At 58.8% G+C, this 24,112-nt stretch carries 19 protein-coding genes, 3 tRNA genes and 1 pseudogene; 16 read left to right on the top strand and 7 right to left on the bottom strand.

Annotation, left to right across the window (positions count from 1 at the left end; translation table 11 throughout):
- Positions 1–146: 146 nt before the first annotated feature.
- The 5 genes from C2U37_RS17430 to C2U37_RS17410 all read right to left on the bottom strand — a co-directional run bounded on the left by C2U37_RS17430 (position 147) and on the right by C2U37_RS17410 (position 5,498).
- On the bottom strand, positions 147–674 hold the full coding sequence (locus C2U37_RS17430) for a phage integrase SAM-like domain-containing protein (protein ID WP_233768416.1): 528 nt from the start codon (positions 672–674) through the stop codon (positions 147–149).
- Positions 675–1,386: 712 nt separating this feature from the next.
- Positions 1,387–2,694 carry a tyrosine-type recombinase/integrase gene (locus C2U37_RS17425; RefSeq protein WP_223920732.1) on the bottom strand — a complete coding sequence of 436 codons (1,308 nt, stop codon included), beginning with the start codon at positions 2,692–2,694 and terminating at the stop codon, positions 1,387–1,389.
- An 83-nt stretch (positions 2,695–2,777) separates the two neighbouring features.
- Positions 2,778–2,865, bottom strand: a tRNA-Ser gene (locus C2U37_RS17420).
- 270 nt (positions 2,866–3,135) lie between these two features.
- Entirely contained in the window at positions 3,136–4,872 is a 1,737-nt protein-coding gene (dauA, locus tag C2U37_RS17415) for a C4-dicarboxylic acid transporter DauA (protein ID WP_103261866.1), read from the bottom strand.
- 242 nt (positions 4,873–5,114) lie between these two features.
- On the bottom strand, positions 5,115–5,498 hold the full coding sequence (locus tag C2U37_RS17410) for a hypothetical protein (protein ID WP_103261865.1): 384 nt from the start codon (positions 5,496–5,498) through the stop codon (positions 5,115–5,117).
- A gap of 49 nt (positions 5,499–5,547) precedes the next feature.
- Between C2U37_RS17410 and C2U37_RS17405 the strand changes: the two genes are divergently transcribed.
- From C2U37_RS17405 to C2U37_RS24710, 4 genes and pseudogenes are all read left to right on the top strand, one after another.
- Positions 5,548–5,623 (top strand) — tRNA-Asn (locus C2U37_RS17405).
- A gap of 2 nt (positions 5,624–5,625) precedes the next feature.
- Positions 5,626–5,701, top strand: a tRNA-Asn gene (locus C2U37_RS17400).
- A 160-nt stretch (positions 5,702–5,861) separates the two neighbouring features.
- Positions 5,862–6,902, top strand: a pseudogene (locus tag C2U37_RS17395) (IS481-like element ISAs19 family transposase).
- A 447-nt stretch (positions 6,903–7,349) separates the two neighbouring features.
- Complete coding sequence (locus tag C2U37_RS24710; protein WP_154670444.1) at positions 7,350–7,499, top strand: hypothetical protein; 150 nt, start codon at positions 7,350–7,352, stop codon at positions 7,497–7,499.
- 278 nt (positions 7,500–7,777) lie between these two features.
- Here C2U37_RS24710 and C2U37_RS17390 read toward each other — a convergent pair whose 3' ends face one another.
- On the bottom strand, positions 7,778–9,274 hold the full coding sequence (locus tag C2U37_RS17390; RefSeq protein ID WP_103261864.1) for a DUF4041 domain-containing protein: 1,497 nt from the start codon (positions 9,272–9,274) through the stop codon (positions 7,778–7,780).
- A gap of 4 nt (positions 9,275–9,278) precedes the next feature.
- Positions 9,279–9,626 carry a hypothetical protein gene (locus C2U37_RS17385; protein ID WP_103261863.1) on the bottom strand — a complete coding sequence of 116 codons (348 nt, stop codon included), beginning with the start codon at positions 9,624–9,626 and terminating at the stop codon, positions 9,279–9,281.
- A gap of 387 nt (positions 9,627–10,013) precedes the next feature.
- Between C2U37_RS17385 and C2U37_RS17380 the strand changes: the two genes are divergently transcribed.
- From C2U37_RS17380 to C2U37_RS17325, 12 genes are all read left to right on the top strand, one after another.
- Positions 10,014–11,450 carry a circularly permuted type 2 ATP-grasp protein gene (locus tag C2U37_RS17380; RefSeq protein WP_010674397.1) on the top strand — a complete coding sequence of 479 codons (1,437 nt, stop codon included), beginning with the start codon at positions 10,014–10,016 and terminating at the stop codon, positions 11,448–11,450.
- Entirely contained in the window at positions 11,444–12,370 is a 927-nt protein-coding gene (locus tag C2U37_RS17375; RefSeq protein ID WP_010674396.1) for an alpha-E domain-containing protein, read from the top strand. Before C2U37_RS17380 ends, C2U37_RS17375 begins: the two co-directional genes overlap by 7 nt.
- On the top strand, positions 12,367–13,167 hold the full coding sequence (locus C2U37_RS17370; protein WP_010674395.1) for a transglutaminase family protein: 801 nt from the start codon (positions 12,367–12,369) through the stop codon (positions 13,165–13,167). Before C2U37_RS17375 ends, C2U37_RS17370 begins: the two co-directional genes overlap by 4 nt.
- 31 nt (positions 13,168–13,198) lie before the next feature.
- On the top strand, positions 13,199–13,900 hold the full coding sequence (locus C2U37_RS17365; RefSeq protein WP_010674394.1) for a peptidase: 702 nt from the start codon (positions 13,199–13,201) through the stop codon (positions 13,898–13,900).
- An 82-nt stretch (positions 13,901–13,982) separates the two neighbouring features.
- Positions 13,983–14,468, top strand: a complete 486-nt coding sequence (locus tag C2U37_RS17360) for a YqhA family protein (RefSeq protein ID WP_010674393.1) — start codon at positions 13,983–13,985, stop codon at positions 14,466–14,468.
- A gap of 118 nt (positions 14,469–14,586) precedes the next feature.
- Complete coding sequence (locus C2U37_RS17355; RefSeq protein ID WP_104452776.1) at positions 14,587–15,036, top strand: hypothetical protein; 450 nt, start codon at positions 14,587–14,589, stop codon at positions 15,034–15,036.
- Between the two features lie 4 nt (positions 15,037–15,040).
- Positions 15,041–18,022: a YncE family protein gene (locus tag C2U37_RS17350; RefSeq protein WP_174722080.1), complete on the top strand. Its 2,982-nt coding sequence runs from the start codon at positions 15,041–15,043 to the stop codon at positions 18,020–18,022.
- The gene (locus tag C2U37_RS17345) at positions 18,022–18,861 is read left to right on the top strand and encodes an FTR1 family iron permease (protein ID WP_052814858.1); all 840 of its coding nucleotides are present in this window, start codon (positions 18,022–18,024) and stop codon (positions 18,859–18,861) included. The genes C2U37_RS17350 and C2U37_RS17345 overlap by 1 nt, the downstream gene beginning before the upstream one ends.
- 75 nt (positions 18,862–18,936) lie before the next feature.
- Positions 18,937–20,361 carry an FAD-dependent oxidoreductase gene (locus C2U37_RS17340; protein ID WP_052814857.1) on the top strand — a complete coding sequence of 475 codons (1,425 nt, stop codon included), beginning with the start codon at positions 18,937–18,939 and terminating at the stop codon, positions 20,359–20,361.
- Between the two features lie 47 nt (positions 20,362–20,408).
- Complete coding sequence (locus C2U37_RS17335; protein WP_052814856.1) at positions 20,409–20,969, top strand: hypothetical protein; 561 nt, start codon at positions 20,409–20,411, stop codon at positions 20,967–20,969.
- 106 nt (positions 20,970–21,075) lie between these two features.
- Positions 21,076–22,338 (top strand): hypothetical protein, encoded by a 1,263-nt coding sequence (locus tag C2U37_RS17330; protein WP_104452775.1) that lies wholly within the window; start codon positions 21,076–21,078, stop codon positions 22,336–22,338.
- Positions 22,339–22,407: 69 nt separating this feature from the next.
- Positions 22,408–24,096 (top strand): hypothetical protein, encoded by a 1,689-nt coding sequence (locus tag C2U37_RS17325; RefSeq protein ID WP_043155610.1) that lies wholly within the window; start codon positions 22,408–22,410, stop codon positions 24,094–24,096.
- Positions 24,097–24,112 lie beyond the last annotated feature (16 nt).

Genomic DNA, 24,112 nt, shown 5'->3' with positions numbered 1-24,112 from the left:
TCCCTGGCAAAAGGGAGAGCGTATCAAAGGTTGTTAAATCAATGCGTTAAGGATGATTCCGGTGAATGTGAACAGTGATTCCGGGATGTTGAACACTGTTTCCGGAAAGGAGGAGCAAAGTGTTCAGGTTGAGCCGGAATGAGCGTTCACATTGGTCCGGAAATGGTGTTCACGTTGAACCGGAATCGGTGTTCATGATCGGCCGGAATATGCACCTCCAGCAAATGGGTGCTTTTCAGGGCAAGAAATGCCTTAATTTCGTATTGATAAAATGGATCGGGTTCGTCCACCTCAAATTTGCATTTTTTAATGCCATCCATTGGACTGGTATGAATAACACCATCGCTGACAGCTCGGGCAAACACTTGTCTCAATATATCCAAATATTTGTTAATGGTATTTCCTTTATATTTTTTGTTGCAAAATTTCACTACGAGCAGTTCAATGTCACTCGCACGATATGACGTCAGCGGTTTATCACCAATCCATTTTATCAACTGTTCTGCTTTACGCTTCGAAATGTCATAGGTTGTCTGCGCATACTGGTATTTTTTGATTTCCAGGTGCTGACGAATGGCTGACGCCAGTGAATGCTCATCAACAATGACTGAACGCACAGTGTTGTGTTTAGTTTTTTGTTTTTGAACGGTCCTTTTATTGGTTTGTTTGTTCATAATTACCCTCATTACAGTTATAAATACTCCTTCAATTACAAAAACAGCAATAGCAAAACGTGATGCTCACGCATCGATACCGAGAGGGTAATAGTGCACCTAAAAACAGCGATATAAATTACTCTGTGACGCTATAAACAGATAAGTTTCACCTCAAAATCCTGTTAATTTGTCAAATGCCAAGTATACATTAGCGATAGCTGATGTCATTTAATCGATATAATCAAATGTTCCCGTCAGATTTTTACTCAACATTGCATCAAGCAAATACCATGTGTTATTCACTTCACCCGAATTTGGGTAATAACAACCCGTTCAGCGTATCGAAGATAGCTGTGATATTGGCGGTATTTTTTAAATCTGAAGGGGTGATAACCCTTGTTTGAACGAGATAAACGTGTCGGTGTGTTCTACGCCATATTCATTTCGTTTCGATCCTTCGTGTTTACTGTCGTTGTTATGTCCTTGTTAGCAGCTTTATCAGCATACTACAACGATTGAGGACCACTCGTCAATGAAAATAACCCACAAAGAAAAAGAAATGTCAACATATTTTTATTAGGTTTTTTAAATATTTTCCAATGTGCTTAAAATCATTATAAATCATGAAGATAGGGCCATACCCGCCCCATTAAACCGCCGAGAAATGCTCTCATATTGGTTTTTTCATGGGGGGGAGACAGCCCTGTTACCCAAAAAATATGCGTCATCTTTACGGTGATTTTCCCCCTGACAGCAGGTGGTGGGGTATCAGGTCGGTAGGAAGGGATTGGATTTTCTCATTCAGCAGCCTAATGTTCACACGTTTGCCATAGCGGCCAAACGTCAGGCCGTTTTTACTGTGTCCCGCAAGTTCGGCTACAACATGCTCAGCGACATCCGCCTGCTGTAACTCATCGATGAAGGTATGCCGCAGCCCGTAAAGCGTGGGACGGCCCTGACCTACGATGCCAGCCTCATTGAGGTGGCGTTGGAAGCGACAGGTGATGTTATGCGCCCAGTCGTCGTCTTTGCCTGATGGTTGGTCATCGAACAAAAATACCTTCCCTTGACTGCGACGACTCTCCACATAGTCCAGGAATTGATGTCCGATCAACGCACTGTGCAGTGGCACGGTACGGTACGCATTGACGGTTTTGAGCTGCTGATCCGCCTCTCCCGCATCGACCATCAAACACCAAATCCCCTCAACCTGTTTGATGTTCTGAGTTTTGAGCTGGCAGGCCTCGGAAGGCCGCAACCCTGCGTATAGGCACAGCAGGGGCACCCACCAGTCCTGAATTTTCAACTTTCTGCCTTTCTGGGATTGTTTGCTGCGCAGGCTGGCAAACAGTTGGGCCAGTTGAGGGCGATGCCAGCGCACTCGCTCTTCATCCGCCCGTTTGCTCGGTCTTTTACCTGCCGTCAGCCCATCGAAAGGGTTACGACTGCAATAGTCCAGTGCCACGCACCAACGGAAGAACTGTTTCAGGGCTGCCAGATAATCGGTCTTAGTTTTGAAACTGATGTCGCTCTTGCGCAGCAAGATGTTGCGGTACTCCTGCGCCAAGGTTGGGGTCACCTGATCGGCTTTGACCCCTTTGGCCCAGGTGACGAAGGCGTTGATCCGAAGTTGGAGCTGGCCCACGGATTTATGTTGGATCCCCTCACTCGATTTGGCGTCGAGAAACTGTGTCAACGCCTGGGTAAGGGCAATCCCCTTGGCGGGGCAAGTCGAGGACTCGATGGGGGAAGCAATGGATTGGGAGGGCGTAAGAGATGCAGCAAATCCCGCAGCTTTGAAAGCGTCTAGATCGGCGCGGATCCAGCGATAGAAACTGCGGGGTGTAGTATCGGCAGGGGTAGCCGCGATTAGTGCACGAGTACGAGCTGCCACTGCTAGGTTGCGGTCTACGGCGAGCTGCCTATCTTTGGTGCAAAGGGAAGTACGGATAGCGAAGGGCAAGCCACGGTCACGTAATGACTTAGGCAGCGGGAGACGAGTGTAGTAGGTGCCGGAGGCATTTTTACTCAGATACATGATTGTTCCACCCAGTTGATCCAGGAAAAAAATCACGTAAGTCTAGAAATGAAAAAACCCGTTGAAATTCAACGGGTTATATTTGGCGGTGAGGGAGGGATTCGAACCCTCGATACGTTGCCGTATACACACTTTCCAGGCGTGCTCCTTCAGCCACTCGGACACCTCACCAAATTTTCACTGCTTGAAGTGGCTTTCGGAGCACGCTGCGCGTGCATCTTGCCGACTTCGTCGGTGGGCAGCCACTCGGACACCGCACCCAATTTTGGTCTGTGCTTTAACGTGTTCAGCCAACACGAATTCGCTGCGCCGTTGCGCTGGAACGGGGCGTAATGTAAGGGATAGGCGCGAGGCGGTCAATGCAATTTTTTATCTTTTGCCACTGTTTGCTCAATAAGCGAACCAAGTGACTAAAAATATGCCATTTCCTATCCCTTTCCATCAATTTTCAACCGCTTCGTGCAAATGTTCTCCTCGAATTGCCTCTTCCAGCGAACCGTAGAACTCCAGCTCTCCCGGCACCGGACGCACCTTGGCCCGCGCCAGGGTCTTGAGGGGCTGGAATTGCAATTCAGCCACCTTGAGACGGATCCCCGCCTTGGCCATGCGTTTTGCGAACTGCTGGAAGGCGGTGAGACCGCCAGCATCCAGGATGGAGACCGCCTCCATTTGCAGGATCAACTCCTTGTGGTCCTTCACCTGGGCAAGTAACTCGTCAAAGACCCGCTCGGCGGCGGCAAAGAACAGTGGCCCGTTGATCTTGTAGACAAGGGTCGAGGGGGACACCTCGCTGGCATAGCGTTTGTGATCCGCCAGGTTGTGCAGCCTGGTCATCTTGGCTATCTCGCGCATGAACAGCAAAGAGGCCAGGATCACCCCGAAGGTGATGGCGATGACCATGTCGAAGATGACGGTCAGCGACAGGCAGACCAGCAGCACCAGTACATCGGATTTAGGCGCCCGGCGCACCAGATCCACCACCTTGTGGGCCTCGCTCATGTTCCAGGCCACCAGCAGCAACAGGGCGGCCATGGCAGAGAGCGGCAACCAGGAGAGCCAGGGAGCCAGCACCAGGATGGCAGCCAGCACCACCAGCGCATGGACAATACCGGAAATGGGCGAGGTGGCACCGGCCCGCACGTTGGCGGCGGAGCGCGCGATGGCGGCCGTCGCCGTGATGCCACCGAAGAAGGGAGCCAGGATGTTGCCAAGGCCCTGCCCCACCAGCTCGCCGTTGGAGCTGTGCTTGCGACCCGTCATACCATCGAGCACCACGGCGCAGAGCAGGGATTCGATGGCCCCCAGCATGGCCATGGAGAAGGCGGCGGGCAGCAGCCGCTCGATGGCGGCGAGATTCCACTCCACCGGCGCCCCGTCCGGCCCCGGCAGCGCCCAGGGCATCACCAGCGTCGGCGCGATGGGGGGAATACCCATGCCCTGACTGCCGTCGGCCAAGGTATAGCTGAACTTGCTGCCGATGGTGGCGACGTCCACCCCGAACTGGTGCAGACCAAACCCGAGCCCCACCCCCACCAGCACGGCGGGCAGATGGCCGGGGACCGGCAGGCGCAATCTCGGCCAGAGCAGCAGCACCGCCAGCGTCGCCACCCCGACGAGGGTGTCCCCCCACTGCCAGCTTGGCAGGGCATGGGCCAGCGCCTGTACCTTGCCCAGATAGGTTTCCGGCATATCCAGGACCTGCAGGCCGAAGAAATCCTTGATCTGCAGGGTGGCGATGACGATGGCGATACCACCGGTGAACCCCAGGGTCACCGAGGGGGGAATGTACTCGATGAGGCGCCCGAGACGCGCCATGCCCATGGCCACCAGGAAACAGCCCGAGATGAGGGTCGCCATCAAGAGACCCCCCACGCCAAATTGCTGGGCCACCGGGTAGAGGATCACCACGAAGGCGGCGGTTGGGCCCGAAATGGAGAAGCGGGATCCCCCGGTCACGGCGATGACGATGCCGGCGATGATGGCGGTATAGAGCCCGTGCTGGGGCGGCACCCCACTGGCGATGGCCAGTGCCATGGCAAGGGGAATGGCGATGATGCCGACCGTGATGCCGGCGATGAGGTCGCGGCCAAAGCGCGCCACGCTGTAGGGTTCGTCAATGCAGGATTGGCGCAATGCGATGGCCAGCTTCACGCCTTGTAAGGAAGCTTGATTGTGCATGTCTAGGGTAATACCAGAAGAGGGAGACAAAGGCCGGGGTGAACCGGCACCCGATCATCATCAAGGGCCGGCAGAGCTGTCGACGCGGCGATGGTATCCAGAGCAACCATACCCGAGCCGGCCCGATAATTCGATGGGCAGGATCAAGAAATGGCCATTACCCCGCATTATTGTCATCGATAGCTCGCATATCGCCGATTTTCCCAGCCATCCCTTCATTTCTATGCTCATCTTTCGGCTCATCACGAGCCAGCATCTTCCCCGCCTCCCTCGCCCATCACCTCGGAGGCAAGCCCATCGACAACCGGTATATCGCCGATTTCCCCTGCCATTCCCTTAATCGATCCCTGGTCATCGCGAACCGGCATCTCCCTCGCATCCCCCACCACCTCGGAGGCAAGCCCATCGACAGGGGCGACATCGCCGATATTCATCGGTTCCCACCATGATCGGCTCATCCATTGCCCCGCACCCTCCAGGCCGGGGCGCGCCTTCACGGCCAGCTCGACCGTGGCCGCTGGCGGAAGCATCTCAAGCTGCTGATTGTGCTGAAAATAGTCCACAGCGCCCAAGTTTTGGGCAAACGGGCCGAAAAGCCCTTTTTCCGTGGAGTGGCGGGTTGACACCCGTTCGGGGGATCATTAATATCCGCTGCGTCTCGACGAGACAGGCAATTCCTCCTTAGTTCAGTCGGTAGAACGGCGGACTGTTAATCCGTATGTCACTGGTTCAAGTCCAGTAGGAGGAGCCAATTCCCTCGTAGTTCAGTCGGTAGAACGGCGGACTGTTAATCCGTATGTCACTGGTTCAAGTCCAGTCGAGGGAGCCATCTTCTAAAGCCCAGTCTCAGGACTGGGCTTTTTCGTATCTGTCTCTTCATTTGTATGGAGATGGTATTCACCTGACAGTTGCCCACAAAAGGGAGTGGTCATACGGCTTCAAACCGGATAACAAAACGGTACCCCTACCGTGTTATCTGGAGTCATCGTATGACCACCAACGAGAAAGTAGCACGTCGTAAACTCAGCTTGCTAGAGCTCGCCAAAGAGTTCAATAACGTCAGCAAAGCCTGCAAGCTCATCGGCTACAGCCGTCAGCAGTTCTACGAGATTCGCCGTAACTACCAGACCTATGGCGCCGAGGGCTTGCTCGACAAACTCCCCCGGCTGTAAAGGGGCTCATCCCAACCGGGTCGCTCCCGAGATTGAGCAAGCCATCCTCGATTACTCTCTCACCAGACCAACCCATGGCCCGCTGCGGGTCGCGCAAGAACTGGCTCTGCAAGGCATCAACGTCAGTGCGGGCGGTGTGCGTGGCGTGTGGCAACGTCACGACTTGCTCTCCAAGCATGACCGCTTGTTGCGCCTCGAGAAAACCCATAGGGAACAGACGATTGAGCTCAATGACGAGCAGATCCGCCTGCTCGAGCGCTTCAGCCCCGAGTTTCGCGAACGCCAAATTGAGGTTCACTACACCGGGGAACTGGTGGCGGTCGACACCTTCTTCATCGGCGCACTCAAGGGGGTAGGCAAGGTGTATCTGCAAACCGTGCTGGACTGCTACAGCCGCCACGCCTGGGGACGGCTCTACACCAGCAAGCTGCCGGTGACCTCGGTTCATGTGCTCAACGAAACGGTCCTCCGTTCTTCGAAGCCCATGAGGCTCGGGTCTATACCATCTTGTCGGACAACGGGCGCGAGTTCTGTGGGCGCCCTGACCATCATCCCTACGAGCTGTTCCTGCAACTGGAGGGGATTGAGCACCGGACCACCAAGGTACGCAGGCCGCAGAGCAATGGCTTTATCGAGCGGTTGCACCGCACACTGCTGGATGAGCACTTCCGTATCAAGGGGAGGACGACCTGGTATGAGTCGGTAGAACAGATGCAGACAGACCTGGATAGCTACCTGGAACACTACAACACCGAGCGGCCACATCAGGGCAGGATGATGGAGGGTCAGACCCCCTACAGCATGTTCAAGAAGGGTCTGAAATTGATACCGAAGGAAGTGCGCACTAAAGTAGCGTAAACAAGACACCGGTTTGAGGCCGGTGTCAGGTGATAACTAGATCTGTACACCTCTCCTGACGTAGATTTCCCCTGAAAAACTCTCCGGTCACAGCTTCCGGTCTTTCTGCTAGGAAACCATGGGGATGTTCAGACCGGAACTTGTTGCACTGGCGTGGAGATAATGCAGATTGAAAGATGGAGGCGATCACGAAGAGCAAGGAAAAGGAATGGTTAGTGAAACAGACCGGGGTCGTTCTGGGGCATATCCGGTCTTTGTGGATGTAGCTGAGTTTGCCAAGAGTTGTGCAAAGCCGCATCGATGCCGACGCGGTGACGGGTCGTCACGCCGACGCGATCGTCGGCAACCTTCACTGGAGTTAAGCTCAGCCGATACTTTGAGTTTTACCCCGACTCTTACAGAAACGAACCCATTGCAGCTTTCTGGTCTTCGACACCATTTGTTGCAATGCAAAAAGGTGATGAGATTGCCCCCTATGCTTGGCCTAATGGTCATGAGGGTAGTTATACAAATAAGGATATTGTTAAACCAGGTTGCGTACTTGATGTAACAGGAATTCGTCATTTAATGATGACGGCAGCTAAAGACCATATTTGACAAAGCATCAGTATTAAGGTGGTCTAGAAGGATAACGCTTAATATAAATAGTTATATTTTCAAAAACTAAATATAGCTCCATCCTTACAATGAAGATGTCCAGACCTGAGCCACTAAGGGCATATCCGATCTTTTTAGCTTGGGGCAGTATTGCCAGAGGTAGCGGGAAGTTTCGTCGATGCTGACGAGGTATCTATTTTTCTGTTTCTGTGTAGAGTGGTTATTCACTACCGACCTCAAAAACCCAAGTGACATCATCACTTGGGTTTTGAGAAAATCTACGCTACTTCAGTGGAAGTCAAAGCTCTTTTATCAAACTCCGGTTCAACAGCTTGAAGACGCAAACTCTCATAGTATTCCTCTGCCAGCGCAGTCATTTTAAAGTCAGCGTCAATATCAACAATTGTATCCACTGCATCCTTTATCGATAACAAGTCCACTTGGAAGAACTCTTTTCTCAAGTTAACTGCATTGACCCGATGCTCTCGAAACTCCCGATGCAAAGTAGCCTCCAACGCCGGAGCATCATCGGAATAAATCATAGCATGAACATCAAAAGAAAATGGCACACTAGCATCACCGAGCTCTTTAACTCGATCCATAGGGTCTAGTCGCCTTGTTAAACCAATTTTATAGACATCCTCACCAAATGAACCAATATTACTGATAACGTATACATGGCCTTTGCGTGTTTGTTCAGCCATGCTCTTTGCCCGAGCCTCTTTCATCTCAGCCTCAAGTAGTTGCTGTTCAAGCTCAGCTATTCTCTGCTCTGCAAATGCCCTTTCGCTCTCAGATGCTTTCAACAACTCTTCTCGCGCCTTGTTCAATAGCTCCCTATATATACGTTCTTCCTTTTCAGCCTCAGCAATAGCCCGCTCATACTCTTTAATAGCTCGCTGTTCTTCGCGGATTTGTTCTTTTATGATTCTTTGCTCATCCGCCTCTTCTTGCTTTTTCAAGGCATATTGATACTGAAGTTTGCACTCTTCGAACTTCAATTCTACATAGCTGATATTAAAACCACATTTCAATGTTGCCGCTGATTTTTCAAGTGTATTAGCCAGGTTCTCTATTCTCTCCAAGGTTCGAGCAAAGTTACTAGGGCTCACTTTACCGATCAAGAGATCACATTCAATATTAAATGCTGTTAGCATTAACTTTACTTGACCATCAAGAATCTTTTTATTTAATGACTTGTCATTTGCTATAGTCAGAGCGATAGGATACGTTATCGCATTTTTATCTCTAATTAAGTCTTTTTGTTGGCTTCGGACATATTTTATTTCTTCTGAGAATCTGGCTGATGTTTCATAGAGATACTCTGGAGTTTCAAAATGCCCAACAGATGTGAACTCGTCCAACCGAGAGTATAGATCAAGCATTCCCATCAAATTTTTAACGTCAACATTGAGCTTTGTTATTTCTAATGCCAGCCTGTCTTTTTCTTCATTTTGCTTGTTATTTGTTTCAGTTGCTTCGCAGATTCGTTCTAAAAGCCGAGCTTCATCTGCCTTAAGTGCCTGTAGATCTTTCGTCTCAATTCTGACCCGCTCTAATTCTTGCGCATCGTTATATAAATCACTTTTAAGCGATGAAAGGCTATCTTTTAACTGAGACAACTCCTGCTCAAGGCTTGTATGCTCGCCAAGTTTAGCATCAATGTTGGCCTTATACTTAGCCAGTTCCTTATTACTTTTTCCCTTGATAATAAAATAGCCTATCAATATTGTTGCAATTGCACCAATGATGACGGCTAAAAGCATGTATTCCATTTTTCTACCTTAGTTGTAAACTGATAAATTGCTGGCGTAGAGTCGCTCTCTCCAAACATCTGTCTTCATATTCTTCTTGGGCATCAGCAAGCTCATCTTTTAATCTTTCCTTTGCCTGAACAATACTCAGCTTTTCAGCTTGTTTTGCCAGTGCAGATCTTTCTTTTTCTGCACGAATTGCATCTCGCTCCTGTTCTCTTAAAAATTTTTGATATTCTCTTTCTGCTCTAGCATTTTCGCGTTCAGCTGCTTTCTGTCTACGCGCTGAATCCCTAGCAGCCTGTTTACCAGCCCTGTCAATAGCTTTAACAACTTTGATAGATAAACCTAAAAGACTACCCCGCCTTGCCAAACCATCCTCCTTACAACATTTTGTTTATATAGCCTTAGTCATATGAAAACATAGAAGCCTATTTGAAATCCATGATCGATATAACAGTCTCGGGACTGGGCTTTTTCGTTTCCCCTGCCCCAGCTCGGGGCAAGGGGGCGCGCCTCCCGCCCCCGCATCCCGCTGCGCCCGTCCCTTGCCCTCATGGCCTGTTGCCACAAGATGGCGCAGCCATACCCTCTCTGGGGTACCACTCTGGTGCGCCCTGCCTTGCCCCGTGATGACATAAAAGTCATCCATATGATTTTTCAATGAAAAATTACTGACACTGGCCTCGATAGCGACTCAATTGGCTGGCACAGCCCTTGCACTTTGTGATGTACGCAGGGACGTCACAAGGAGTTGCCTATGCTGCCCATCAAGCCCCCCGGACCCGGTTGTTACGACGAGATGCTGCTCACCGACAACCAGTTTCGCGATCATTACCACGCCTACCTCTCGTGGCTGCACCAGACCGACGAGAAGAGCATAGAGCGCAAGCGTGAAGAGGCCGACCTGCTGTTTCGCCGGGTCGGCATCACCTTCAACGTCTACGGGGATGGGGACGGCGCCGAGCGCCTCATCCCGTTCGACAGCATTCCCCGCATCATTCCCGCCCGGGAGTGGCAACATCTGGACAAGGGGATCCGCCAGCGCGTCACCGCCCTCAATGCCTTTCTGCACGACATCTATCACGATCAGCGCATCCTGAAGGCGGGGGTGATCCCGGCCGCCCAGATCCTCACCAATGCCCAGTACCAGCCCTGCATGCAGGGGGTCGATCTGCACCGGGACACCTATGTCCACATCACTGGGGTCGACATCATCCGCAACCACGACGGTGAGTACTATGTGCTGGAGGACAACCTGCGCACCCCCTCCGGGGTCTCCTACATGCTGGAGAACCGCAAGATGATGATGCGCCTCTTCCCGGAGCTGTTTCACAACCAGCCCATCGCCCCGGTGGAGCGCTACCCGGCCCTGTTGCTGCAGACCCTGCGCGAGAGCAGCCCGGTGGACAACCCCTGCGTGGTGGTGATGACCCCGGGGCGCTTCAACAGCGCCTACTTCGAGCACAGCTTCCTCGCCCAGCAGATGGGGGTGGAGCTGGTGGAGAGCGCGGATCTGGTGGTCAAGGATGGTCAGGTGCTGATGCGCACCACCACGGGGCTGAAACGGGTGGATGTCATCTATCGCCGCATCGACGACGACTTCCTCGATCCCCTCGCCTTCAACCCGGACTCCCTCATCGGCGTGCCCGGGCTGCTCTCGGTCTACCGCGCCGGCGGCGTGGTGCTGGCCAATGCCATCGGCACCGGGGTGGCGGATGACAAGTCCATCTACCCCTATGTGCCGGAGATGATCCGCTTCTATCTGGGGGAAGATCCCATTCTCAACAACGTGCCCACCTGGCAGTGCCGCGAGCCGGCTGCCCTCTCCCACGTGCTGGCCAATCTGGAGGAGCTGGTGGTCAAGGAGGTCCATGGCGCCGGCGGCTACGGCATGCTTATCGGCCCCTGCGCCAGTCGCGAGGAGCTGGCCCGTTTTCGCGAGCTGCTCAAGGCGCGGCCGGACAACTACATCGCCCAGCCGACCCTCTCCCTCTCCACCTGCCCGACCTTCGTCGACGCCGGCATCGCCCCCCGCCACATCGATCTGCGCCCCTTCGTTCTCACGGGGCAGGAGCTGCGCCTGGTACCGGGCGGCCTGACCCGGGTCGCCCTCACCGAAGGCTCCCTGGTGGTCAACTCCTCCCAGGGCGGTGGCACCAAGGACACCTGGGTCATGGAGGGCAGCCCATGCTGAGCCGCACCGCAAGCGAACTTTACTGGATGTCCCGCCACCTGGAGCGGGCGGAGAACACGGCGCGCATGCTGGACGTCACCCAGACCATGTCGCTGATGCCCTCCATCGACGCCGATCACAGCGAGCTGGTGGCGCCCCTCACCATCAGCGGCACTCACGAGCCCTTCCTGGCCCGCTACGGCCAGGTGAACATGGAGAACCTGCTGCAATTTTTCTGCTTCGACGAGGAGAACCCGAGCAGCATCTTCAGTTGTCTGCGCATGGCCAGGGACAACGCCCACGCCGTGCGGGGCAAGATCCCCGGTGAGGTGTGGGAGAGCATCAACGCCGCCTGGATAGAGATCCGCCGGCGCCGCCAGGCGGGCCTCTCCAGCGGCCAGGCCCAGGAGTTCTTCGACTGGATCAAGGAGCGCTCCCACCAGTTTCGCGGCGCCACCTATGGCACCATCATGCGCGGTGACGTGCTCTGGTTCCTGCGCCTTGGCACCTTCATCGAGCGGGCCGACAACACGGCGCGCATCCTGACCGTGAAGTATCAGGTGATCCGGGAGGACGAGGACAGCGTGCGCGAGTTCTACCGCTGGAACGCCCTGTTGCGGTCAGTGGGCGCTTACGAGGCCCACCAGACCCTTTACAAGACGCTCTCCCATGCCTCCATCGCCGAGCTGCTGATCCTGCGCAATGAAGTGCCGCGCTCCCTGCGGGCCTGCCTCGACGAGATGGAGCTGATCCTGGCCCAGATCGAGGGCAACGCCGGTCAGACGCCCCGGCGCCTGACCACCATACTCAACGCCCATCTGACCTATGGCGCCATCGACGATGTCTTTGCCCTCGGCATGCAGGAGTACCTGAGTGATTTCCTCAGCGACATCGGCGCCATCGGCCAGAGCATCCACGCCGCCTACCTGGAGGTATTATGAGACTCATCATCGATCACCAGACCCGCTACCACTATGCCGACGTGGTGCGCCGCAGTACCCAGTACCTGCGCCTGACCCCCCACAGCACTGCCCGCCAGCAGATCCTCTCCTGGGAGCTGGAGCTGCCGGGGGAGGCCACCTGCACCACGGACGGTTACGGCAACATACTGCACGTGCTGAGCCTGGAGTCCCCCCACGAGGGGATCCTGATCCGCGCCCACGGGGAGGTGGAGATCTGCGACGACGCCCCGGAAGATGAGGAGTCCTCCCTCATCTCTCCCCTGAGCTACCTGAGGCCCACCCCCCTCACCCGCCCGACCCCGGCCCTGCAGGATCTCGCGAAGGCCTGCCTGCCAGAGGAGCCAACCCTGGCCGACTTGCAGAGCCTGATGGCACGCATCCTGGTGCTGATGCCCTATCAGCCAGGCAGCACGGATGCCACCTTCAGCGCCGACGAGGCACTTGCTTCGGGCAGCGGCGTCTGTCAGGACCACACCCATGTCTTCCTGACCTGCTGCCGCCACGCCGGCCTGCCGGCCCGGTACGTGAGCGGTTACCTCTACAGCCAGGACAACAGCCACGTGGCGATGCACGCCTGGGCCGAGGTGTGGATCGAGGAGCGCTGGCACACGTTCGACGTCACCAACCTCACCAGCTCCACCAGCGAGCACCTCAAGCTCGCAGTCGGCATGGATTATCTGGATGCCTGTCCGGTGCGCGGCGTGCGCTATGGCGGCGGGTGCGAACAGTTGCAGAGCCAGGCGCAGGTGACCCGCCTGGATGGACAGCAGCAATGAAGACCGGGAGAGTCCTGGCGGGAGTGCGGTCATGACCTATTGCGTCGCCATGTGCCTGCAAGACGGCATGGTGTTTGCGTCCGATTCGCGCACCAATGCGGGGGTGGATCACATCGCCACCTTCCGCAAATTGCACCTCTTCACCCGGGAGGACAGGGTGATAGTGCTGCAAAGCGCGGGCAATCTGGCCACCACCCAGAGCGTCATCAGCCTGCTGACGGAGGGGCAGGAGCTCCTTGCCCTCCCCAGCCTCTACGAGGCTGCCGCCCTCATCGGCCAGACCATACGCACCGTCATCAGCCGGGATGGGGGTCAGCAGCAGGGCCATATCAACTTCGGCTGCAACATCCTGCTGGGGGGGCAGATCCGGGGGGAGCGCCACCGCCTGTTCCACATCTATCCGGAGGGCAACTTCATCGAGGCGAGCGCTGATACCCCCTACTTCCAGATTGGTGAGAGCAAGTACGGCAAACCCATCATCGATCGCATCATTCACCATGAGACGCCGCTTCAGACCGCCCTGCAGTGCGCCCTCATCTCCATCGACTCGACCCTGCGCAGCAATCTGTCGGTGGGCTTGCCTCTGGATGCCCTGGTCTATCACGAGGGCAGCTTCTCGGCGACGAACCAGCACCGCATCACCGAACAGAATCCCCATTTCGTGGCGCTGCGAAAGGCCTGGGGCGAGGGGTTGCAGCAGTTGTTCCAGGGCCTTCCCACCTTCCCCCTCTAGGCCGGGCGGGAGGCGCCAAGGCGCTTTCCCGCTCCTTTCTTTCCGGATATTCTGGCTGCCTTCCTTTTCGATGGAGTTTCCCATGCGCCGCTTCAACGTCATGCTCAACGGCAGCCGGTTGATGATGTTCCCCTTCTATGTCTGCATCCTTATCTGTGTCGCCCTCCTGATGGTGAAGTTCGCCATGCAGCTCTATGTGCTGTGCCGCGACATCATCGACATCCACTATCTGGATCTCATCACGGGGGTACTCACCCTGGTGGACTTCGTGCTGGTGGCCCAGATGCTGATCCTGGTGGCCATCTGCGGCTACGTGCAGTTCATCAAGACCCCGGAGCAGCGAGCAGCCCTTGGCGACAACTGGCTCAGCAAGATCAACTTCGCATCCCTCAAACTCATCGTCATCAACTCCCTGGTGACCATCGCCGGCATCGAGGTGCTCAAAGCCTTCCTCGACGACGGCACCGGCAACGAGATCGAGATGAAGTGGTCGGTCATCGTCTTCCTCGCCTTCTCCACCGCGGCACTTATCTATGCGGTGACCGAGCGGCTGGCGGAGCACAAATAGGACCCGATGCCATTCAGGGTCTATTCATCAAGAGCCGAATTGATAACTCTTTTCATTACCCTTACTGCATTGTAAACTTGCTCGCCCCGGGCTGAACCGCCCGGGAGCTGGAGCACCCATGACGAGTCTTTCCCTCTCACCACGACAATGCTGGCAGTGGCTGGCCTATCACCATCAGGCGGCCGAGGGTGCCCTTTATCTGATGTTTTTCTCCGGTCTGCTGCTGTGGGAACCCCTGACGCCGACCTGGTCCCTGGCGCGCTGGAACCTGTTTTTGCACGTCGCCCTCTCGCTCACCCTGTTCCCCTTGCTGTTTGGCGCCTTCTGGCTCTCCCATCGCAGCCTGCTGCGCAAGAGCCGCAAGCCTTTTCTGCGTACCACGGGACGCATCATCGAAGCCTTGCTGCTGGTCTGTCTGGCAAGCGGACTGGTGCTGGTGCTGCACGGCACCCCGGGGGATAGCCTCGGCAACCTTGCCTGCTGGGCCCACTGGCTGAGCGCCCTCGCGTTGACGCCCCTGGTGCTGCGCCACGCTTGGCGCTGGACCATCTTGAAATGGCGCACCTGATCTTATGTTGAAGCTGTTGTTATCCCTGATGTTGGCCACCCTGTTGCTGGGGACCGCCTCGGCCCGGGAGATGGGCGCCGCCATGATTGCCTATGACGAGGGGAGCGCCCCGCGCCTCGTCACCGCCAACCAGAGTGCCGGCTCGATCACCCTGCTTGAGCGCGATAGCGGCAAGCGACTCAAGGAGGCACAACTAGGTGGCGATCTGCGCCAGCTGGCCCGCGCCGATGACGGCACCCTGCTGGTCACCGATTACAGCGGCGATCGCCTGCTGCTCTTGGATGATGAATTCGAGCTGGAAAAGGCGATCCCCACCGGCCATAGGCCCTATGGCGTCATCTTCGATCCCAAGCGGCAGTGGTTCTGGGTCACGCTGTTCGAGGGAGGGCGCCTTCAGGCTTATGACAGGGCGGGCAACCTCCAACTGGATGCAAAAACCGCCGAGACTCCCCGTGGGCTGGCCCTGACCGACAATGATCGCCTGCTGCTCACCCACGCCATGACCGGCCAGCTCGCCATCTATGATCTCGCCAAGCTTGAGAAAGACGCTAAGGGGGCTACTCTGCCCAAGCCCAAGCTCATCACCCTGGCGGAAACCCACAGCGCGCCCCCTACTGGAAAAGCGAGCGACTCCCAGGGCTTGCCGCGCCTGCTGGACGGCATCGCCCTCTCCCCCGATGGCAGCGAAGCCTGGCTGCCCCACGTGCTCTGGAGTTTCGATCACCCCTTCCAGTTTCAGAGCACCGTCTTCCCGGCCGTCTCCATCATCGATCTCGATGAAGAGAAGGAGCGGGTCGATGAAAGAAAACAGCTCTTCTTGCAGATCAACCTGCCCAGCGTCGGCAACCGCAGCCAGATCGTCTCCAACCCGTTCGCGGCGCGCTTCGCCGCCGATGGCAAGCGGGTCTACCTGACCCTGGCGGGTTCCGAAGACTTGCTGGTGTTCGACCTGTCGCGCAGCGGCAAGCAGAACAGCAACCGCCACCGCCGCAAGAAGTTTCAGGGGGGCGCCAAGGCGACCCAGCTCTTGCGTCACCTGCCGGGCCAGAATCCGCGCGATCTGCTGATCGATGGCGACCACATCCTGGTGCACAACGTCATGGGGCAGGATCTCACCCGTCTCAACACCGGCGGCAGCGGCCCGTTTGCCCGGGTCACGGTGGATGTGCCCCACTTCGCCAAACTGGTAGAGACGGATCCCCGCCCCGAGCCGCTTCAGCGCGGTGAACGATTGTTCAACCTGGGCAACACTGCCGCCAACAGCCGCTTCCCCATGGCGGGGGACAACTGGATGAGCTGCAACTCCTGCCATCTGGACGGGTTCAACTTCACCAACCGCTATCTGATGGCGGCCCATCGCCAGAAGAGCGGCGACAACGCCATCAACGGCCACGCCAACCTCGCCAACATGGTGGCGGGGGACTTTATCGGCGAATACCTGCGCATGACCCAGCAGACCCAGGGCGGCATGGGCCATGACACCCGCGATGGGGCCGATGCGGTCGACCCCGCGAGGCCCCAGCCCGAGGTGCAGGCGATGATGGAGGATCTGCACGCTTTCGTCACCAGTGATGGCAACCTCCCCTATCTGGCCAACTGGCTTAGGCTCGATGCCCCGCGCAGGGATCCTGCCAAGGCGCCGACCACTCATCCGAAGGAGTGGCTCAACTCCGCCTCCTGCCAGAACTGCCACCAACAGGCGTTCAAGGACTGGAGCGAGAGCAACCACCGGCTGATGGGCAACTCCCACCCCTACTACAAGGTGGTGCAGGCGCTGGCCCGCGAAACCGAAGGGGAGGCCTTCGGCCAGTGGTGCCAGGGCTGTCACATGCCCCAGCAGGTGATGAACGGCCAGACTGATCTGCCCAAGGGCTCTCACATGTTCGAGCAGGGCGGTGCTTCGCTCATTGCGGCCCACCAGAAAGGCGAGCCCGTGGTGGAGGAAGGGACTGGCTGTGTGCTCTGTCATCGCATCACCAAGCTCGAGGATGCCGGCGGCAACAGCGCCTTTACGGTCAATTTGAAAGACCGCGAGAGCTATGTGTTCGAGGATACCCCGGGGGGCAGCCTCCAGCACTGGCTGGCAGAGCGGCAGATCAACGCCCGCCCCGCCATGCACAAGGCCTCCTACCAGAAGGATTTCTACCGGGACGCGGCCCTGTGCAAGTCGTGCCACAACGAGTTCGCCCCCGGCACCGGCGCCAATATCGTCAACACCTGGGATGAGTGGGAAAAATCCAGCTTCGCCAAAGCCGAAGATCCTGCCAAACGGCGCACCTGCATCGACTGCCACATGAACCCTACACCTGGCAACGGCGGCGCGCCGGTGGCGGGCCAGTCCACCGAAAACGGCACCGTGAAAGAGCGGCTCTATCGCCACAACTTTACCGGCGCCCAGCATCAGCTGGTGGGGCTGAGGAGTGCAACCCTTGAGCAGGAGAGCCTGGCGCTCTTGCGCTCCAGCGCCACCCTCTCGGCCCGCATTGAAAACCAGAGCGGCCAACCCGCACTGGTGGTGAGAGTCGCCAACACCGGCGCCGGCCACGCCCTGCCCACCGGGGTCGCCGATTTCCGTGAACTCTGGCTGGAGCTGACCGTTACCGACGCCAGCGGCAAGCTGGTGCTTGAAAGCGGCCAGCCGGTGAACGGCGCCGTCCCTGAGGATGCGCGGCTGTTCAGAAAAGTGTTCGGCGATGCCGAGGGCAAGCCGGTGGGGCTCAAGTTCTGGCGCTATGCCAAGCTCCTTGAAGACACCCGCATCCCGGCCGATGGCTCGCGCGATGAAACCTGGCCGCTGCCGGCGGACGCTCAGGGGCCCTTCAAGGCCGATATCAGACTCAATTTCCGCACCTACCCCAAGTGGGTCAATGATGCGGTGCGCGCCGCCGAGCCGAGCTTGCCGGAGCCCCCCATAGTGCTACTCAATCGGCTGCAACTGACCCTGCAGCCCCTCCCCGTTACGCCCGATACGGAGCCTCAATCCTGATGTTCGCAAGTTTTCTCATTACCCTGCGCGAGGGGCTGGAAGCCTTCCTGCTGGTCGGCATCTGCCTCTCCTACCTCGCCAAGCTGGGGGCAAGCCGCTACAACAAGTTCATCTATCTGGGGGTGGGGCTGGGTCTTATCGCCTCCCTCGTCGTCGCCTTCCTGTTCCAGGTGGTGGTGAGCCAGTTCGAGAGCGAGCGCTATAACCATTTGCTGATGGCGGGGATCCTGATGTTCGCCACCCTGGTGCTCACCTATATGGCTATCTGGATGCAAAAACAGGCCAAATCCCAGGTGGGGGCCATGACGGCGCGCATCGATGCCGCCATCGACGGTGGCAACCTGTTTGGTCTGGTGCTGCTCGCCTTCCTGGCTGTGATGCGCGAAGGCTTTGAAACCGTGCTCTTCTTCTCGGCCCTGGTCTACTCCGGGCAAGGGGTGGATCTGCACCAGGGGCTGATGGGGGCGCTGGCCGGACTGCTGGTCTCTGTGGTGCTGGTGTGGGGGCTGCTGCGCTCCACCCGCAAGGTGGCGCTGGCCCCCTTCTTCCGCTGGACCGGCCTGCTCATCATCATCATCGCCGCAGGCTTGCTCTCGTCCGCCGTCAACATGTTGCAGGCAGCGGACGTCATCACCTTCTGGGCAACGCCGGTCTTCAACATCAGCCACATCCTCGACGATCAGGGGGTATTCGGCACCTTCCTGCGCGCCCTGTTTGGCTACAACGCCTCACCGGCCGGCCTGCAGTTGCTGACCTGGGCCAGCTACCTCATGATCTTTGTCACCCTCTGGCATCGCAGCTATCGCCCCCAGGGGAGCGCTGCCCCGACCAAGGGCTGAGCCCGGGGATCACACTCTGTTCGGGAGCCGCGCACAGGCGGGCTCCCCCAGCTATCACGCCGTTTCGGAACACTCATGAACGACAACAACAAGAAGCATATTGCGGTGCTGGGTGCCGGCCCTGCCGGTTTGATGGCCGCCTGGCGCCTGCGCCAGGCCGGTTTTGCGGTCACCCTGTTCGAGCAGGAGAGCGTGGTGGGCGGCATGTGCGCCACCCAGACCTTCAAGGGGCGCGACGGGGAGTATCGCTTCGACTACGGCGGCCACCGCTTCATCACCAAGAACCCCGAGCTGCTCGCCTTTATCGATGAGCTGATGGGGGACGACCTGCTCCACGCCGAGCGAAAGAGCGTCATCCGCTTTGGCGGGTGCACCTATGACTACCCTTTGAACCTGCCCAATTTGCTCAAGACGGCGCCGCTGGCCCTGATGGCCGGTGCGGTGAAGGATCTGCTGCTGTTGCCCTTTGCCAAGAAGCCTACCGATTTTGCCAAGGCGAGCTTTGCCGAGTGGATCCAGAGCCACTTCGGTCGCACCCTCTACCGCCAGTTCTTCGAGGGCTACACCGGCAAGCTGTGGGGCATCAACCCGGACAAGCTCTCCGCCGACTGGGCCGGCCAGCGCATCAGCCTGATCGATCTCAAAGACGTGGCACGCCGCCTGCTGCCAAGGCGCAACGGCAGCATGTCGGTGCGCACCTATGCCCGCAAATACCGCTATCCCAAGTACGGCTTCGGCCAGATCTTCACCACCTTGGGGGAGCGGTTGGTGGCCGAAGGGGTTGAGCTGAAAACCGGCGCCACCATCACCCGTCTCGAGCAGGCTGATGGCCGCATCGAACGGGTTTATTGGAAACAAGATGACGTGGAGCAGAGCGAGCGCTTTGATCAGGTGATCTCCACCCTGCCGCTGCCGCTCACCTGCCAGCATCTGGGCTTGCCGTGTGATCTGCACTACCGGTCGCTTCGCTTCGTCAATATGCCCCTCAAACAGGAGAACCTGTCGGACAACACCTGGCAGTACCTCTCCGACCCCCATATTCTGGCGACCCGTCTGCAGGAGCCGCGCCGGCGCAGCCCCTTTATGGCGCCCCAAGGCCAGACCTCGGTGATGCTGGAGATCCCCTGCAATCCGGGGGATGCCACCTGGCAGGCACCGCTCTCTGATCTGCGCGGCCGGGTCACCGCCGATCTCGACAGCCTCGGCGTCGATACCCAGAAGCTCGGCGATGAGACATTCGAAGCGCGCAGTGAATACGCCTATCCGCTGATGGATCTGGGTTATCAGGCCCGCCGCAACGAAGCCATCAAGGCGCTGATGCCGATAGGCAACCTCATCATGACCGGCCGTCAGGGGACATTCCGCTACATCTTCACCGACACCGCCATGGAGATGGGGATGATGGCCGCAGACATGGTGATCGACGGGGTGGACAGACGTCACGCCATCTTCAATCATCGCAACGAAAATACCGTCATTGAAACCCAGAGCGTGGCCTGAGTGCCGCGCCATGGGCATAACCTCTTGGCATAAGTAAGGAGAACACGATGACCATCCGCCCGGGTTTACTTGCCCTCACCCTGCTGCTGACCCTGAGCGGGCAGGCGCAGGCTTACTCCTACGCCGCAGCCGGCAAGGAGCCGCTGATCGATGCCCGCGAGGCACTGCTGGGCGCCGCCACTGACGGCAAGGATGCCAGCGCCACCTTGAGCGAGATTGCCGAGGAGCTGACCTATCTGGAAGAGCACCACCAGGTCGAGCTGCAAGCACCGCTGGCCGCCGCCATCAAGGCCAAAGACGCCGTGGCTACCGCGGCCCTGCTCAACCGGGCCTACAAGGCGGAGATCGAGCGCCGCCTCGAAGGGGCCAGCCAGAACCTTGGCGACTACCAGACCGCCAAGGTGCTGGTGGTCAAGAGCAAGCGCTTCTTGGATTTGATCCTCCCCTCCCTCAATGAAGGAGATCGCAAGGCCGCCGAACAGGCGCTGGCCAAGGTGCTCGATGCCATCGGCAACCCGGGAGTGTTCGGCGTGGGTGCCAAACCTGCCGATGCCGCTGCCTTTGGCGATGCCGAAAAAGCGCTGATGACCGTGCTGGCGCCGCTTTGATGACCTCTCATCGATGACGACGGCCCCCCTCATCCCCACCCCTTCTCCCGCAAGGGGAGAAGGGGGGCGTCGCCACGGCCGATTACGCTTCGCTAATCGACCCTACTTGCTTGCCCTGCTGCAACTGGCCTGGCTTGGCTGGCTGCTGACCTTCCCCGTGGCGCTCGATTCCGACGATGCCCTGAACATCGCCCACGGGGTGGTGCGCTTCAGCGTACTGGAGTTCTCCCCCCACTTTCCGGGCTACCCCGCCTTTATCTGGCTGGCGCGGCTGATCAATCTGGCGGTGGACGATCCGGCCCGCGCGGTGCAGTGGGCCAGCCTCTTGGGGAGCAGTTTGCTGGCGCCACTCGCCGCCTCCCTCGCGGTCAGATTGTGGCAGCGGCCCAGCCTGCTGGCGCCGGTCTGGCTGCTGGTACTAGCCCTGCCGCTCACCCCGACGCTCGCCCTCTCCGGCCTGTCCGACGGGCCGGCGCTGGCCGCCTGGCTGGGCGCGCTCCTGGCTTTGCAACAGCGCAAGATAGCGCTGGCGGGTCTGCTGTTGGGCCTCATGCTGGCCCTGCGTCCCTCCTACTTCGTGCTGGCCCTGCTGCCCCTTTGGCTGGGGATGGCGCAGCAGGGCACGCGCGTCAGGTTTGTGCTCCCCATCGCGCTGGTGGGGCTAGCCTGCCTGCTGTTTGTCTGGCAGGCCGATGGCTGGGCCTATTTCAGCGAGGGGCGGCGCTTTACCGACGGCCACTTTACCCTGTGGGGCAACACGGCGGCAGCCCACGGGGATCGACTGCTGAGCTGGGCGAATACCTTCAACGATCAGCTCACCCCGCTCTGGCCCCTGTTGATGGGAGCCTTGCTGGTACTGCCGCTCTGGCAACGGTCAAAAGATCACAATGCGACCCCCTCCGTGCTCTGGACGCTCTACTGGCTCGCCCTGCTGCTCTGGACCCTGGTTGGCCAGAATCCGGACAATCCCCGTCATCTGGCGCCCATCACCCTGCTCGGCCTCGTGCTGCTGGCAGGCTGGCTGCCACGCCGAGGAGTTGGACTGGTCGCGTTGGCCGGATTGCTGCTGCTCGCGGTGACCTTCACCCCACCCCGCCCATCCGCCATGGTGCAGGCGGCCAGAGTCGCCGAAAAAAACTGCCCGGCGCTGGTGACCCAGTGGGGAGTGAGGCTGCTTAGGGAAACCACAACCCTGCCCGTCACCGACGGCTGGTACCGGGGGGATGCCGCCCTTGCGCTCACCCAGGGGGCCTGCCGCCTCAGCCGCCGCCCCCTGGGGGCAGAGGCGCTACCAGGCCCTTATGACACCCTCTGGTTTGCCCCCCGCTTTCACGCCGAACCCGGCCTCTGGCTCGCCCTGCCTCGCTAAACCGGGCACTTGCGAGGGCATCGCACGACTCGTCTACACTCACAGCCGGGTCTGTCAGGAACCAGTGCAATGGAAAGAAACACGAGCGGAACCGGGGAGGGGATCCGGGTCGCGCTGGCCCTGTTGCTGGCCTGCGCCCTGCTGATGCTGCCGCTCTGGTGGCAGGGGGGCAGCCAGGGACACGATCTGTTTCATCACCTGCTATCCGGCCACTACTTTGCCCGTCAGCTCTGGCAGGGGGAACTCTATCCCCGCTGGCTGATGGCCATGAACGGCGGCTTCGGCAGCCCCACCTTCTTCTTCTATCCCCCGCTCCCCTACTACGTCAGCGCCCTCTTTGCCGGGCCCGGTGCCCACCCCCAGCAGGCCATCTACCCTTTGCTTGGCAGCGCCACCCTGGCCCTGCTGCTCTCCGGGGTGTTTGCCTATCTGTGGCTGCGTGCCACCACGCCCCCTGGCCGGGCCCTGGCCGCCAGCCTGCTCTATCTGGCGCGGCCCTATCATGTCGCCATGGATCTCTATGCCCGCTTCGCCCTGGCGGAGTTCTGGGCCTTCGCCTGGGCTCCCCTTATCCTGCTGGGGCAGGATCTCGCCCACCGCGGACGACCTCAGGGGTTGCCCCTGCTGATCCTAGGGCTGGCGCTGCTGGCCTTCTCCCACCTCCCCAGCCTCTTGCTCATGATGGGGCTGGTCACCTTGCGCGCCTTCTGGTTCGCCAGACGCACCCGCACTCTGACGCCCTGCTGGCAAGCCCTCGGCGCCCAGGGGGTGGGGCTTTGCATGGCAGCCGCCCTGCTGCTGCCCGCCCTGGCGGATCAGGGGGCCATCTCCATGGAGCTGATGCGTGGCGGCATGTTCGACTACAGGCGCAACTTTCTCGACCGCCTGCCCAGCGCCTGGGAGGACTGGCGTTTTCGCGGTCACCTGGCGTGGCAGAGCATGCTGACCCTGGTCCTGCTGCTCATCGCCTGGGCCGCCGCCCGGGAGCCGCGCCACCCCGAGCTGCTGTGCTGGGGGGCGATCGGCGTCGTCGCCTTCCTGATGATGCTGCCCCCGAGCCAGCCTCTCTGGAGCCTGCTTCCCCCCTTGCAGCGGGTGCAGTTTCCCTGGCGGCTCAACCTGGTGCTCGCCCTTGCCACGGTCGCCGTGGTGGCGCTCGGCACCCAGCCCCATCGTCTCTGGCAGGGGCTCTGGTGGGGAGTATTTCTGCTGACCCTCCTCTCCACCCTGGCCTATGTGCGTCACGCCCCCCTCACCCAGGCCCCCGAACGGGAGGCCATGGCATTCGAGTTCGACAGCAAGCGCAGTGCCCGGGAATACAGGCCAAGGCAGGTGCCGGGGGGCATGTTCGCCCCGACCCTGCTCGCCTGGAAGGAGGAGTTCCAGCCGCCTGTCAGCGCCGAACCGCCAGACGCAAGCTGGACCCTGACCCGCTGGCAACCCCGCGCCCTGGCGCTGGAGATCAAGGCCCGGGTGCCGACTCGGCTGGTCCTGCACCAATACCATTACCCCGGCTGGGAGGCCCGCCTCGACGGACACCTGGCGCTGACGGTGAGCGCCAATCGCCAGGGGTTGATGCAACTCTGGGTTCCGGCGGGCCACCACAGCCTCACCCTGACCCTGGCGGCACGCTGGCCGGAGCGCACCGGCAATGCCCTCTCCCTGCTCGGATGGCTTGCCTGGCTCTGGCTGCTCTGGCGCCACACCAGACAAAAGGGCATCGGGCAGGATGCACCTGATCGCGCCCGCCAAAACTGATAGACTCAACACCTGC

This window comes from Aeromonas sp. ASNIH1 (genome assembly GCF_002934285.1).
GTDB lineage: Bacteria > Pseudomonadota > Gammaproteobacteria > Enterobacterales > Aeromonadaceae > Aeromonas > Aeromonas caviae.
Note: the sequence above shows the minus strand (reverse complement) of the source record. Positions and strands in the feature narration are given on the sequence as shown.